The organism is Daejeonella sp., from assembly GCF_044348475.1.
Taxonomy (GTDB): domain Bacteria; phylum Bacteroidota; class Bacteroidia; order Sphingobacteriales; family Sphingobacteriaceae; genus Daejeonella.
Window position 1 is genome coordinate 1 of the sequence record NZ_JBIKSU010000053.1, and the last position, 14270, is coordinate 14270.

General features: G+C 37.4%; 12 protein-coding genes. 9 read left to right on the forward strand and 3 right to left on the reverse strand.

From position 1 onward, the window contains the following. The 4 genes from ACIQZ6_RS09560 to ACIQZ6_RS09575 form a co-directional block, all read left to right on the forward strand. The coding region (locus tag ACIQZ6_RS09560; protein ID WP_395810505.1) for a lamin tail domain-containing protein at positions 1–2340 on the forward strand (2340 nt) is incomplete at its 5' end. A gap of 70 nt (positions 2341–2410) precedes the next feature. Continuing rightward, positions 2411–3355 (forward strand): NAD-dependent epimerase/dehydratase family protein, encoded by a 945-nt coding sequence (locus ACIQZ6_RS09565; protein ID WP_395810507.1) that lies wholly within the window; start codon positions 2411–2413, stop codon positions 3353–3355. Positions 3356–3497: 142 nt separating this feature from the next. Continuing rightward, positions 3498–4223 (forward strand): YebC/PmpR family DNA-binding transcriptional regulator, encoded by a 726-nt coding sequence (locus tag ACIQZ6_RS09570; RefSeq protein ID WP_395810509.1) that lies wholly within the window; start codon positions 3498–3500, stop codon positions 4221–4223. Positions 4224–4234: 11 nt separating this feature from the next. Further along, on the forward strand, positions 4235–4702 hold the full coding sequence (locus ACIQZ6_RS09575) for a hypothetical protein (protein WP_395810511.1): 468 nt from the start codon (positions 4235–4237) through the stop codon (positions 4700–4702). On the opposite strand, the gene ACIQZ6_RS09580 is transcribed toward ACIQZ6_RS09575, so the two are convergent. The 3 genes from ACIQZ6_RS09580 to ACIQZ6_RS09590 all read right to left on the reverse strand — a co-directional run bounded on the left by ACIQZ6_RS09580 (position 4703) and on the right by ACIQZ6_RS09590 (position 9011). Then, complete coding sequence (locus tag ACIQZ6_RS09580) at positions 4703–5482, reverse strand: prolyl oligopeptidase family serine peptidase (protein WP_395810513.1); 780 nt, start codon at positions 5480–5482, stop codon at positions 4703–4705. A 31-nt stretch (positions 5483–5513) separates the two neighbouring features. Further along, entirely contained in the window at positions 5514–6467 is a 954-nt protein-coding gene (locus ACIQZ6_RS09585; protein WP_395810515.1) for a rhodanese-related sulfurtransferase, read from the reverse strand. A 90-nt stretch (positions 6468–6557) separates the two neighbouring features. Next, on the reverse strand, positions 6558–9011 hold the full coding sequence (locus ACIQZ6_RS09590; RefSeq protein WP_395810517.1) for a DUF5686 and carboxypeptidase regulatory-like domain-containing protein: 2454 nt from the start codon (positions 9009–9011) through the stop codon (positions 6558–6560). A 265-nt stretch (positions 9012–9276) separates the two neighbouring features. On the opposite strand from ACIQZ6_RS09590, the gene kbl reads away from it, so the two are divergent. The 5 genes from kbl (at position 9277) to rlmD (ending at position 14266) form a co-directional block, all read left to right on the forward strand. Next, positions 9277–10467 carry a glycine C-acetyltransferase gene (kbl, locus tag ACIQZ6_RS09595; protein WP_395810519.1) on the forward strand — a complete coding sequence of 397 codons (1191 nt, stop codon included), beginning with the start codon at positions 9277–9279 and terminating at the stop codon, positions 10465–10467. Positions 10468–10512: 45 nt separating this feature from the next. Then, positions 10513–11547 (forward strand): phenylalanine--tRNA ligase subunit alpha, encoded by a 1035-nt coding sequence (gene pheS / locus ACIQZ6_RS09600; RefSeq protein WP_395810521.1) that lies wholly within the window; start codon positions 10513–10515, stop codon positions 11545–11547. Next, positions 11547–11963, forward strand: a complete 417-nt coding sequence (locus ACIQZ6_RS09605; protein ID WP_395810523.1) for a hypothetical protein — start codon at positions 11547–11549, stop codon at positions 11961–11963. The genes pheS and ACIQZ6_RS09605 overlap by 1 nt, the downstream gene beginning before the upstream one ends. A 1-nt stretch (position 11964) precedes the next feature. Further along, a complete protein-coding gene (locus tag ACIQZ6_RS09610) occupies positions 11965–12540 on the forward strand; it encodes a TetR/AcrR family transcriptional regulator (RefSeq protein ID WP_395810525.1) in 576 nt (191 codons plus the stop codon). Between the two features lie 286 nt (positions 12541–12826). After that, on the forward strand, positions 12827–14266 hold the full coding sequence (rlmD, locus tag ACIQZ6_RS09615) for a 23S rRNA (uracil(1939)-C(5))-methyltransferase RlmD (RefSeq protein ID WP_395810527.1): 1440 nt from the start codon (positions 12827–12829) through the stop codon (positions 14264–14266). The last annotated feature ends 4 nt before the right edge of the window (positions 14267–14270 follow it).

Sequence of the window (14270 nt, forward strand, 5' to 3'; positions counted from 1 at the left end):
ACAGTTGATTTGGAAGGATGGAATATGAACGATACACAAACCAAAGGAATCTTGAAAAAATACCTGCTACCTCCAAATCAATATCTGATTATTTGCCCTGCTGCAGATACCCTTCAATACAAAAGTTTTGGAAAAACATTGGGTATTTCTCCTTGGCCTTCATTGAACAATAGCTCAGATCAGATCGTTCTAAAAAGTTTTAAAAACAGGCTGGTTGACTCGGTGAATTATTCAGAAAAATGGTATAAGGATCTAAAAAAGGAAACTGGTGGATGGACATTAGAAAAAATAGATGCCGTTAAAAATGATTGCAATGGATTTTATAACTGGGGTTCCTCAACTGATGAAACAGGCGGCACTCCAGGCAGAAAAAACCGTTTAGATTATCCCAGATTTTCAGCATTGGAAATTAAGATTGATTCTTTAACTATCTTTTCAGAAAGCAGTATCGACGTTTATTTCAACCAAATTCCTGATACCAACTATTTAAAAGCTTCAAATTTCAGTATCAGAAATGGAGTTGAGCAGGCATCTAAAATAAGCATAGATGCCTCCTATAAACGTATCAGGTTAACCTTTAAACAGAAATTCAGTGAAGGTGAAAAATATATTCTAAAAGCCGATTCACTCTTCAGCTGTTCAGGAAAACCCATGAATGTTGATGAAAAAAAATCAACTTTCGGGATCGCTAGGGTACCAGAAATCGAATATCCAATCTTAATCAATGAGATTTTTGCAGATCCTTCACCCGTAATTGGACTACCTGAGGCAGAATTCATCGAATTATTTAACCCCACAGAAAATAATGTAAAGCTTAAGGGACTATCCTACGGCAAAAATTACACGTTTCAATCCGGTGAAATTGCTTCAGGATCCTACCTGATAATATGCTCAGAAAAAGACACGCTAGAATTTAAAACTTATGGACAGGTAATAGGCATACCAGGTTGGTCAAGCCTGAATAATCAATCAGATACCATTAAATTGAGAAATAATAAAGGCCGCACAATTCAGCAAATCAATTATATTCCAACATGGTTCAGAGATGTAGAGAAAAGAAAAGGCGGATATTCACTTGAATTAATAGATCCTAAATCCATTTGCCCTGACTTTCAGAATTGGAACAGCAGCAATGATACTACCGGAGGGACACCTGGAAAGAAGAATTCGGTTTACCAGCAAAACTCGTTGAGTGATGCTTTAAAATTAATAGAATTTGAAATCCTGGACAGCATCAGTATTGTATTAAGTTTTAATCGATCAATTGATAGTCTTAAGGCCTCTATTCCAGTAAATTATCATCTGAATAATGGCGTAGGAAATCCTGATTATGCTATACCCCAAGCCCCAAATTTTGACAAGGTAATACTGAAATATACCGACCCCTTAACACGAGGTCAAACCTATCGAATTACTGTTTCAAATATTGGCGATTGCAGTAATATACCGATCACAACAGCATTCAACTCTGCAGAATTTCAACTGACTCCGAAAATTGAAAAGAATGATGTGTTACTTTCAGAAATTCTTTTTAATCCTAAGCCAGGCGGTTCAGATTTTGTTGAGATTTATAATAACACCAGCCATTCTATTGATCTTAAAGATTTGTCAATTGCACGAATCAATTTGGACACTATCAACTCCATTCAGCAAATCAGCAAAAAACAATTCATAGTAGATCCGGGCAATTATTTAGCCTTAAGTTCCAATTTAGATAATATCAAACAAGAATACCTAGTAAAAAATCAACGTGCTTTATATAAAATAAGCTCATTGCCAGTTTTTAATGATGATGCGGGCATTGCAGTGCTAATAAGTAGTGGGAAACAGATCGACCAATTGAGCTACAATGAAAAAATGCATTTCGCCCTGGTCAAAAATAAAGAAGGTGTATCTCTGGAACGCAGTAAGCTACACAAACCAACCAGTGAAGCAGGAAATTTAAGATCGGCCACTTCGGCATCGGGAGGTGCCACCCCGGGTTATCAAAATTCTCAACAATCGGATGTAGTAGAAACAAATGAAGATTTTAGTATCGTGACAAAAACATTTTCGCCCGATAATGATGGATATGAAGATGTATTTGAAATGAAATACAAGTTGGCTGCTGCTGGCCAAATTGCGAATGTTTCTATTTTTAATGATCAGGGTGTACTGATAAAGAAGCTTTTAAATAATTTCACGCTAAATGCTGAAGGCACATTTATTTGGGATGGCTTAAACGAGCAAAACCAGCTTGCCACTGTTGGAATATACCTGGTTAATGCAGAAATATTTAATCTGGCAGGAAAAACAAAAAGGTATAGAAAAAGCTTTGCCTTAGTATCAAAATTCAATTAAAGAAGCTGAACGAGCCAATAAATTCTAATGCCCTCCATAAATTTTTTAACTTTGAGCAAAACAAATTAGAATGCTTGAAAAAATTGTGGTTATTGGCTCCAATGGGCAAATTGGAACAGAATTAGTAACCGAATTAAGAAAAAACTATGGCGATGGGAATGTCATAGCATGCGATATTAGGCGTCCAGACTATGACATTAAAAATGCCGGTCCTTTTGAGTTTGTCAATGTACTAGAGAAAGATATTCTGAATCAGCTTTTCCGAAAATACAAACCTACACAGGTTTACCTTTTGGCTGCACTACTCTCGGCAACGGGTGAACAGAATCCCAAATTAGCCTGGGATTTGAATATGAATGGATTGCTGAATGTGCTGGAACTTGCCTTAGAGTATAAAACCGCTCGGCTTTACTGGCCTAGTTCTATTGCGGTCTTTGGACCAAATTCACCAAAAGAAAAAACCCCTCAATATTGTATCATGGACCCTAATACGGTTTATGGTATCAGTAAATTGGCTGGTGAGCGCTGGTGTGAATATTATTTCGAGCGCTATGGACTCGATATCCGCAGCATCAGATATCCAGGATTGATCAGCTGGAAGGCAGCACCCGGAGGGGGAACTACTGATTACGCCATCCATATATTCCATGATGCATTGAAAAAAGGCAGTTATCAAAGCTTTCTTTCTGCAGATACAGAACTTCCGATGATGTATATGGATGATGCAATTCGCGGAACCATCGAATTAATGGATGCTCCAACAGAAAAAATAAATGTTCGTTCATCCTATAATTTAACAGGAATGAGTTTTACACCTGAGGTGTTGGCTGACGAAATACGGAAGCATATTCCCAACTTTAAATTGGGATATACAGAATATGATCAAAGACAGGCGATTGCAGCAAGCTGGCCCAAATCAATCAATGACAGTCAGGCGCAGCAGGACTGGAATTGGAAACCTGAATTCAATCTGTCGAAAATGACAGCAGAGATGCTTAACAATCTAAAAAAATAATGCACTAAATTAATCCTAAAAAAACCATTGAAAATTTAAACCCCTCAATGCTATAAAATCGGAAAAATAGGTGCAGATTCGATAGAAATAAATAAAAAATTAGAAATTCGTTTTTAGAAATAAATTAGAAAATACTACAGTAATGGGAAGAGCATTCGAGTTCCGTAAAGAAAGAAAATTCAAACGCTGGGCAAAAATGGCGGTACAATTTACGCGCCTAGGTAAAGAAATTGTTATGGCCGTAAAGGATGGAGGATCAAACCCTGATGCAAACTCCAGACTAAGAACTGCCATGCAGAATGCAAAAGCAGTAAATATGCCTAAGCATACTGTTGAAGCAGCTATAAAAAGAGCTTCCAACAAAGATGAAAGTAATTATGAAGAGATCGTTTATGAAGGCTATGCCCCACATGGGATTGCAATCCTGATAGAAACTGCCACCGACAATACCAACCGGACTGTAGCGAATGTGCGCAGTTATTTCAATAAAACGAATGGTGCTCTAGGAAAAACTGGTTCATTAGACTTTATATTCAGCCGCAAATCTGTTTTCTGTTTTGATCCGGGCGAGATGGAAATTGATGAGCTAGAGCTCGAATTAATTGATGCAGGACTTGAAGATCTGTATGTAGAAGTTGATGAAACCGGAAAAGATATCGGTGTAATACATACTTCATTTGAAGATTTCGGTCAAATGCAAAAAGCATTAGAAGAAAAGGGCATCCCGGTGATTAGTGCAAAACTTGAGCGCATTGCTCAATCAACTTCTGCCGTTACTGAAGAACAGGCTGCAGATGTATTTAAGTTGATCGATAAACTCGAAGAAGACGATGATGTACAGGCTGTATACCATAATATGGCCGAATAGTAACAACAAAAATGACCTTTGAAGAATTCTTGATTAAGAAAAAAATTGATCCTGTTCAGCTTAAAAACGCTGAGCAGGCATTATTTTCTGAATTCAATACCCATTTCAATCAAATGGGTGAAAAAAGTTTTGACCATAGCAAGAAGTTCTGGTTCAATAAACTCAGACGCGCATACCTCCTAATTGAAATTCCAAAACCTGAGCCCATTACACTATCAACTCCGATAAGCATATCTGATTTAGCTGTAAATACTCCTACATCTAGTGAAAGCGAAATTAAAAAGGAGCTTGTTGATGGTGAAATTACTACACCTAAACCAGTCTTTAAACCCAGATTTAAGGCAGCAATTTTAGTTTCAGAAGCCCCGAAAGTTGAAAATAAAGAAGAAGATACATCTGAACAAAACCTGCAGCCTAAACCGGCTTATAAACCGAGATTTAAGCCCGCAATAATCAAAAAAGATCCGGAACAGGAATAATTATTTTTTAAAAGAAAATAGCCAAGACAAAAATTCAGGTTCTGCAAATGCAGCATCCCAGCTGTTATGACCCGCTTCAGGATAAATACTGAACTTCACATTTCCTTGCAATCTTTTCAATTCATTGACCACTATTTCTGATTTTACAATTGGTACGGTCGTATCCTTACCTCCATGGAAAACCCAAAGTGGAACCTTTTTATATTTTTTTACATTTTCAACGTGATCGCCACCGCAAATAGCAAATGCTGAAGCAAAAGCTTTAGGCTTTCTTCTGAGCAGTTCAAAAGTTCCCATAGCCCCCATTGAAAGGCCTCCAACATAAAACCGATCATTGTCTGTAAATTTCTCAGACTTGAATTTCGCCAATAGCCCCATGAGTAAGTTCATCGCCTTTCCTGGTTTTCCTCCTTTTTGAAAACTATACCGTTCATTAGTTTTAGCATTACCAAACTTTACATTTGCCCAAAAGTCGTTTTTTGGACATTGAGGAAAAATAACGATGGCCGGAAAATTCTTTCTGAGTTCCGATTTTAAAAAAAGCTTACTTCCATGCATCAGCTGTGCTTCATTGTCATTGCCACGTTCACCTGCTCCGTGTAAAAAAAATAAAACCGGATATTCCTTTGCAGGATCAAAATTTTCGGGAAGCAACATCCTATAATTTAGGGTATCCCCTTCTTTTATAAATTGTTCTTTGGTAAACAGTGATTGATCCTGTGCCAACGATGCCTGAAGCATAAAAAATGCTAGAATGAAGAGGGATAGTAATTTTTTCATTGAATCAAATTTAAGGAAAATAGGCTTTTGTTTAGGCTTTAACTAGCTTTAATTTCTCTTTATTAATGGGCTGCGGAACTTTCACATAGTACCCCGTACCATCATAAACCCGGATGCGCGGATGCAACTGACAGCTATCAGAGCAGGCTCCATCAAGCTTCTCGCCACAAGCATCACACTGAGTAAAATGCTCATTACATTCAGGGTTAGCACAATTAATCATTTTAGTTGTATGCGCTCCACAATTACGGCAGGTAGAAATCACAACCGGATTCACAGAATTAACATCTACTGCAACCCGATTATCGAATACATAACACTTGCCTTCAAAGTCTTCTCCCCCTGCTTCCTTACCATATTTAATGATACCACCATGCAATTGATAAACATTTTCAAAACCCTCATGCAGCAATAAAGCCGAAGCTTTTTCACATTTAATTCCGCCTGTGCAATAGGTTACGATCTTTTTGTTCTTATATTTTGCAAGCTCATTGATCTTTTCCGGAAAATCGCGAAAGTTCTCCATGTCAAAAGTGATCGCATTCTTAAAACGACCAATAGAATGCTCATAGTTTGATCTGACATCCACAATGACCACATCTTCATCATTCTTCATTTTAACAAAGTCTTCAGGCTCTAGGTGTATACCTGTTTTGGTCTCCGGATCAATAATACCTGGATCTCTGAGCCCTGAATGGACTATTTCAGCTTTATAGCGGCAATGCATTTTTATGAATGAAGGCTCCTCCACCTCATCGATTTTAAAATCGATCTTCGAAAAACGGGGGTCTGCATGAAGGGTGTCCATATAAATCTTGCAAGATTCAGCAGTACCTGAAACGGTGCCATTAAGCCCCTCATCAGCAACGATTATTCTCCCTACAAGATTTAAAGATTTACAAAATTGAAGATGGCTTGATGCAAATTGTTCTGCATCAGCAATTCTACTATAGCAATAGTAAAGTAGTGTCTGGTATTTGATCATAATTCATTGATACTGTTGCAAACAGCGTTTAATGCGCTACAAAGATACGGCTAGTGTTTAATTAATACAACTATTGCTAAAACCTAAATTTTAGAAGTTAACCGCAATTCTGAAACCTTTATCCACTTTCTTCCCATCGGCATAAGACATTCCATACAAGACCCTCATGTTGAGGAATTGAAGTCCAAAATAAACCTCCGAATAATTATTCAGTGCAGGTGTACTGAGGTAATTAAACCCTGCAATCTCACTTAATTTGAGTTTACGTAAAAGCGGCACTTTATTGGTCATAAAGCCTGAAAAATTATGTTCAATATGAGCATCAAAATACTGATCAGAAGTGCTAAAATTATAGTAATCCAGATAGAGGAAATTATTGACTGCAGGAGTATAGGCCAATGTTCTATTGCCTTTAAAATGCTTATAATCAGTAAAATAAATACGTTTAGCATTCAGAAACTTACCTGCCCCAATCCAGAATGATGATTTCCCTAAAAGCCCGAGTTTAATATCAGACTTGGTGAGATCGAATGACACAAGATCGTAATCTACATCAGAACCAAATATCCCACGGATACCTTTTGCATAATTTATTCCCAGTTGGGGATATTTTGAAGGCCTATAAAATTTACCTGCGGGATATGTTGCATAGTCGTTACTGAAAGCATAAGTTGCTCTAAACCCTAGCTTAAATGCCTGATTATTAGGAAAAAGTGGAAGATCAACGCCAGGAAGAAGGGGATTGTTAGAAGTAAATGCCCTTCTTTCCAAATCTCTAATCGTGTAATTTGAGCTATTTTGAAGAGATTGACGGTTTGACCAAGATGCAGTCAAACTTGTTTGAACACTACCAAAAGGCTTTGCAAATGAAAAATTTAAAAATTTGCTTTCATAGAGTTTAAGCAAATTGCGTTCGTAAAAAAGAGAGTTTATGGAGTTACCTAATTGAACAATAGTTGCGTTATTATTCAGATCTACAACATCAGTTCCAATATTAAAACTAATTCTTGAACGTTCAAGAGGTAGGGTTCCAGAGAAGCTTCCGTATAACTTTTCACTAGACCAACCATATCTCACTTTACCCGAAAGGCTAAGAAACTTATTGGTCAATGAATCAATCTGTTTTGAATAAGAGGCTTGGTAATTTAAGCCAAAGCCTTCCACTGTATTATAAAAAACGGAGTTAACGAGTGAGCCAAAGCGAAAATATTCCTTTTTAAATCGATTTCTCGGGTTATATCCCGATCCAACGAGTAATCTAAAAGGCTTTAATTTATTACTGACTTTATCGAGTGAGTCGAGATAGGTTTTTGACTCCCGCTTGGCTGCCAACACTTCTTTTTTTGTATAATCAATCTGTTCTTCTACAGTGAGCGGAATGGGGCGCGCCTGTTTCCAATAGGTGGAATCCTTTTTATTGACCTCACGGGTGATTTTTAAAACCTCTGTAAATTCTTTCTTCTTCAAACTCGGATTTAGATTATAATTTTTAAAGAGTGCGATATAATATCCTGCAAACCTAAAACCGAGTAATCCACCAGTAAAATCATACCTTACAGACGATGGCATCCAAACTTTTGAATTTACCGGAATAAATTCCTGGCGTATGTTCAGGGTATCCACAAGATTAATATTGGCCTCTTTGGTAATGTAAAGATCTGCACTATGGATCCTCCAACTATCTTCAAGAATGTAAATCAGTCCACGAAAAACTGGATCGGCATTACGCCTTGGAATAAGCTCGATCTTATTGACCATCTCTCCATTCTCTATGCTTGTACCGAGCAATCTGTATTTATAATAAAACAGGGCATTTTCTGCAATTGGTGAAATAAAAGGACGATTACTCAAGCCTTCCAGATCCAATTGATTTTCATAAAAATTAATTTTGATATCAGATGCCCGGTTAAAACTAAAAGAACGGTTACTTCCTGAAACCTTGGAGGATATCATTTCTTCTTTCAGTTTATCTGGTTGCAGAAAGCTAATTTTTGATTCCGATTCCGATAAATAAAGAATCCCTTTTCTGTTTGAATCCAAACCCATTTGCTTGCCAATATCATCGATATTTCGGCCTAAAAATTTTTTTGGGGCAGATAAAAGCTTCTGCAAACCCTTGATATAGACATCTGCTGTATATTGATCAGGTTCTGTAAGATGACGCTTTCGGGTACGAATCGCATTTTTAATCACTTCATAGGCAGGGTCTTCTGAAAAAGCATTCACCACCACATCATTCAGCTCATAAATAGCCGGCGTTAAAACAATATCCAAGGTTTGGACAGCGCTTAAGTCAAGGTCTTTGCTCTCCAGTTTATAACCTATGGCTTTAAAAATAAGTGTATGCTTGCCAGCAGATAATTTAAGCTGGTACTCCCCTTCACTATTTGCCGAAGTACCCCGGGTTGTGCCTTTTTCATACACACTGGCAAATGGAACTGTTTGCCCCCCGGTATCCTTTATTCTGCCTTTTAATAGGATAGACTGAGAATTGGCGTGAATTGAAAAGATCAAAAACAGCAGGCAAACGTAAAGCGATCTCATTTATATATTTTTTGTAAAGATGAAGATTATCTGCCAAAAGTTGCACTGATTAGGAATAATTTCAAGGAGTTTACATTTAGATACTATTTCTTTAAATTAATTTTGAGCTTGACTTTTAATCCATTTTTTTAAAGGTAATTTGATGAGCAAGCGCATGCTAGCTACGATTTAGGTTGTAATTCATTAAAATTTAGAACATAACATCGACTAGTTTATCAGGAAGTCTGTAGAATTTGTAATTTTACAGATTCTATTCAAAGATTTTATGTATAAAACCCTTAAACCAGTATTAGAGAAAGAGCTAGAAGAGATTGAAAAGGCCGGCCTGTACAAGCGTGAGCGCATCATTATCACTCCTCAGGGTGCCGAAATAAAGATTCAGGGCGGACAGGAAGTAATTAATTTTTGTGCGAATAATTACCTGGGTTTGGCATCACACCCAAGAGTGATTGAAGCTGCCAAAAAGACCATGGATTCTTATGGATTCGGCATGGCCTCAGTTAGATTCATTTGCGGAACACAAGATATTCATAAAGAACTTGAAGAAAAGATTTCCAAATTCTTGGGTACTGAAGATACAATTCTATATGCAGCAGCATTTGATGCTAATGGCGGTGTATTTGAGCCTTTATTTGATGAGCAGGATGCAATAATTTCTGATTCATTGAACCATGCTTCCATCATTGACGGGGTACGACTTTGTAAGGCTCAGCGCTATCGGTACCTTCATGATGATATGGCAGATCTGGAAGAAAAATTAAAAGAAACACAAAATTTACGTCATCGCATCATAGTTACTGATGGATCTTTCTCAATGGATGGTACCATTGCCCAGCTTGATAAGATTTGCGACTTGGCCGATAAATATCAGGCATTAGTAATGATCGATGAATGTCATTCTTCAGGATTTTTAGGAAAAACCGGACGAGGAACGCATGAGCATCATCACGTTATGGGTAGAGTTGACCTAATCACAGGAACACTAGGCAAGGCATTAGGCGGTGCATCGGGAGGTTTTACATCAGGCCCAAAAGAAGTAATTAATATTCTTCGTCAGCGTTCAAGACCATACCTTTTTTCTAATACGCTGGCACCTTCTATTGTAGGTGCCTCTATTGAAGTTTTAGACATGCTAAGCGAAAGCACAGCGCTCAGAGATAAGCTAGAAGAAAATACCCTATATTTCCGTGAAAAAATGACTGCCGCTGGATTTGACATTAAACCAGGAACACATCCAATTGTTCCAATCATGCTATATGATGCAAAACTGGCGCAGGATTTTGCCGCTGACCTTTTACAGGAAGGAATCTACGTAATTGGATTTTACTTCCCGGTAGTACCAAAAGGAAAAGCAAGAATCAGGGTGCAATTATCTGCATCACATACTAAAGAACATTTAGATAAGGCGATCTCCGCATTTACAAAAGTTGGAGTTAAACGTGATGTAATAAAATAAAAGAGATTAGAAAAGGGAGTATTCAGCCCTAATATATAACGTATCATGCAGGAAAAAATCAATCAGTATACCGCAGAAATCAACTCCTTTCAACCAAAGAATGCAGAGGAACTGGAAGTATTCAGAATTCGTTTTTTAGGAACAAAAGGAATTATTAAAGATCTTTTCGAAGAATTTAAAACGGTATCATCTGAAGATAAACGAGTGTTTGGAAAAGTTTTGAATGAATTCAAGCAATTAGCAGAAGCAAAATACCAGACGCTTAAAGAAGGTTCTGAAACCGAAGACAACAGTTCAAAATCAGAACAGGACCTTACTTTACCAGGCGAAGGTTTTGAAATAGGTGCACGCCATCCTTTATCTCTAGTTAGAAAAGAGATTATTGAGATTTTCAAAAAGCTCGGTTTTAATGTTGCCGAGGGGCCTGAAGTTGAAGATGACTGGCATAATTTCTCAGCATTAAACTTTCCGGAAGAGCATCCTGCAAGAGATATGCAAGACACCTTCTTCATCAAAAAAGGTGGAGAAAAAGGCGATATAGCCCTAAGAACTCATACCTCTTCTGTTCAAGTTCGAATGATGGAAGCAGGAAAACCTCCATTTAGGGCCATAATGCCCGGAAGAGTGTACCGGAATGAGGCTATATCTGCACGAGCGCATTGCTTTTTTCATCAAGTTGAAGGATTGTATATTGATGAAAATGTATCATTTGCCGATCTAAAGCAAACACTTTTCTATTTTGTTCAGGAGTTATTTGGAGAGGGTACAAAAGTTCGATTCAGACCAAGTTATTTTCCATTTACTGAACCTTCAGCCGAGATGGACATTTCCTGCTCCATCTGTAAAGGCGAAGGATGCCAATTTTGTAAACACAGCGGATGGGTAGAAATTTTGGGATGCGGAATGGTTGATCCAAATGTTCTTGAAAATACAAATATTGATAGTAAGAAATATACTGGCTATGCTTTTGGAATGGGAATAGAACGGATCACGAATCTAAAGTACCAGATCAAAGACCTCAGACTATTTTCCGAAAATGATATTCGCTTTCTAAAACAATTTCAATCAGAAATGATCTGATGAAAATTAAGCTGGTTTGTATATTCATTCTCAGTACTTTGATATCCTGTAGCAAAGATAATATGGACAGGATTCCTGATGTATATGTAAGCTATAAAATTACACTTCAAGAGTTTAATATCCGTAGTCAAAATGGTTTGTTACTGGTTAATAATCAAGCAAATACAGGAGTTGCAGGACTGATTATTTATCGCAGAGCAGATGGCGCTTACGTAGCTTATGATCGTTGTAGTTCTGTAAATCCGCAGAAGAGATGTGCCATTGTGCCTGACAATCCAAACCTCACTGCGACAGATCCATGTAGTGGTGCAAAGTTCTCCTTATATGATGGATCGCCAGCCAAGGCGCCTGCGCAAAGAGGCTTAAAGGAATATAAAGTAATTATTACTAATTTTGACCTGACGGTAGTTAATTGAAATGGAAGTAGATAAGATCAAAGAAAGTATTAAAAAAGCTGCGCAAGACCTGTTTCGTAAATATGGCTACCATAAAACTAGCGTTAATGAAATAGCCAAACGTGCTAAAATAGCCAAGGCTACCATTTATAAGTACTTTGAAAGTAAGGAACTTCTCTTACAAGCCATCCTGATGGAATATATTGAGCATAGCGTATATGAAATCACTCATAACCCTACAGATGATTTAGATGAGGAAGCATACCTGAGTATGATCATTCTTAAAACTAGCCGGCTTTCTTACACGGTTTGCAATGAATTTATTGGTTGGGAGTTTATCCGTGAATCAGCCAACTCACAGGAATTTCTAAAAACTCTTTCAGACGATCTTGAAAATCTTTTAATAGAATCGTTTAATAAAACTCCGCTATTTAAAGCAGATGATTACATCGCGCGCCTGCGTTTTTTAATCAAAGCAAGTAAAAGTATCGTGTTCTCATTTGCATTTACTTCAGTAAGCGATTCGGATGTGCGTAAAAATTTTATATCCTTCCAGAAAGAAATTCTACCCTACCTAGTAAAAGCTGCCGTAAAATAACTCCATGTCAATTAATTGTTAAACTATTGTACCAATTTGGTTTTTGGTATGTATTGTTGTATTTTGTGACGTTAGCAAAGAAAAAATAATAATGAGTCGCGAAATTTCAGAATTATCCAATTTAATTGATGCGCTGTTTGAATTTTAACAATCAGTAGTTTTTCAATAATTATTTGACCCAATCTTCATCAAGATCCCGCCCAATTTCAGGATAGGTTTTGGCTCTGCCCCAATATCTCATCCTTTGCCCCCATTTCTAACATAAAAATCTTTAATTTTGGCGCTCATGAAAAAAATTCCGGCCGACAAAAAATTTTTAAATAACATCCAAGTAATTGATATTGCCGAAGAAGGTAAGGGTGTAGGTAAATCAGATGATCTGGTAATCTTCATTGATAAAGCCGTTCCCGGAGATGTTGTAGATGTTGAACTCTTACGAAGAAAGAAGAAGTTCTACGAAGGCAGAATTCAGAACATAGTTAAACCATCTGACCATAGAACTGAACCATTTTGCGAGCATTTTGGTGTTTGTGGCGGCTGTAAATGGCAGCATCTTAAGTATGATGCACAACTTCTGTTCAAGCAAAAAAGTGTTGTTGATGCATTGCAAAGATTGGCTAAAGTTGATACATCTGGTATAGAGCCTATACTGGGGTCAAAAGAAACAAGCTACTATAGAAATAAGCTGGAATATACCTTCTCTGATAAGCGCTGGTTAACAGATGGCGACATGCGTAGTGATCAAGAGATGGAAATGAATGCCCTTGGGTATCATATTCCGGGACGATTTGATAAGATCCTTGACATTGAACATTGCTATCTGCAGGCAGATCCTTCAAATAACATCAGAAATAAAGTCAGAGAATATGCATTAGCAAATAAAATCTCTTTTTATAACCTAAAAAATCATGAAGGCTCGTTGAGGAATCTGATTATTCGCACCTCGAGCACGGGCGAATTGATGGTGATTGTAGTATTTGCCTATGTTGAGGAAGAACAAATTAAAGGCATGATGGAATTCATTTCGAATGAATTTAAGAACCTTAAATCGCTACTTTATATCATTAATCAAAAGAAGAACGACACCATTTTTGATCAGGATATTCATGTTTTTGAAGGTACTGATCACATATTTGAAAATATGAACGGACTCAAATTTAAAATCGGTCCAAAATCATTTTATCAAACCAATTCAGAACAAGCATTTGAATTGTACAAGATCACCAAAGATTTTGCGGGCTTCAAGGGCGATGAACTGGTGTATGATTTATATACAGGTGCCGGTACCATTGCAAACTTTATTGCAGGATCTGTCAAATCTGTAGTCGGAATAGAATATGTTCCAACGGCCATTGAAGATGCGAAAATCAATTCAGAGATCAATGCCATTGAAAACACCAGCTTCTTTGCTGGTGATATGAAGGATATATTAAATGCCGAGTTTATTCAAACCCATGGAAAGCCGGATGTAGTGATTACCGATCCGCCGCGCGCAGGAATGCATGCCGATGTAGTGAAACGCCTTCTTGAGATGGAAGCCGAAAAGATTGTATACGTAAGCTGTAATGCAGCAACACAGGCTCGTGACATCGCTTTAATGAAGGATAAATATGAAGTCAGCAGGATTCGTCCCGTTGACATGTTCCCACATACCCAGCATGTTGAGAATGTGGTATTATTAACCCTGAATCTAAATCAGGCAAAAACAATAGAAACAGCCAATTAATTAA

What these genes read in the sequence shown, in the direction of transcription:
- ACIQZ6_RS09565 (WP_395810507.1), top strand. Translation starts at nt 2,411, where the DNA reads ATGCTTGAAAAAATTGTGGTTATTGGCTCCAATGGGCAAATTGGAACA.
- ACIQZ6_RS09570 (WP_395810509.1), top strand. Translation starts at nt 3,498, where the DNA reads ATGGGAAGAGCATTCGAGTTCCGTAAAGAAAGAAAATTCAAACGCTGG.
- ACIQZ6_RS09575 (WP_395810511.1), top strand. Translation starts at nt 4,235, where the DNA reads ATGACCTTTGAAGAATTCTTGATTAAGAAAAAAATTGATCCTGTTCAG.
- ACIQZ6_RS09580 (WP_395810513.1), bottom strand. Translation starts at nt 5,482, where the DNA reads ATGAAAAAATTACTATCCCTCTTCATTCTAGCATTTTTTATGCTTCAG.
- ACIQZ6_RS09585 (WP_395810515.1), bottom strand. Translation starts at nt 6,467, where the DNA reads ATGATCAAATACCAGACACTACTTTACTATTGCTATAGTAGAATTGCT.
- ACIQZ6_RS09590 (WP_395810517.1), bottom strand. Translation starts at nt 9,011, where the DNA reads ATGAGATCGCTTTACGTTTGCCTGCTGTTTTTGATCTTTTCAATTCAC.
- kbl (WP_395810519.1), top strand. Translation starts at nt 9,277, where the DNA reads ATGTATAAAACCCTTAAACCAGTATTAGAGAAAGAGCTAGAAGAGATT.
- pheS (WP_395810521.1), top strand. Translation starts at nt 10,513, where the DNA reads ATGCAGGAAAAAATCAATCAGTATACCGCAGAAATCAACTCCTTTCAA.
- ACIQZ6_RS09605 (WP_395810523.1), top strand. Translation starts at nt 11,547, where the DNA reads ATGAAAATTAAGCTGGTTTGTATATTCATTCTCAGTACTTTGATATCC.
- ACIQZ6_RS09610 (WP_395810525.1), top strand. Translation starts at nt 11,965, where the DNA reads ATGGAAGTAGATAAGATCAAAGAAAGTATTAAAAAAGCTGCGCAAGAC.
- rlmD (WP_395810527.1), top strand. Translation starts at nt 12,827, where the DNA reads ATGAAAAAAATTCCGGCCGACAAAAAATTTTTAAATAACATCCAAGTA.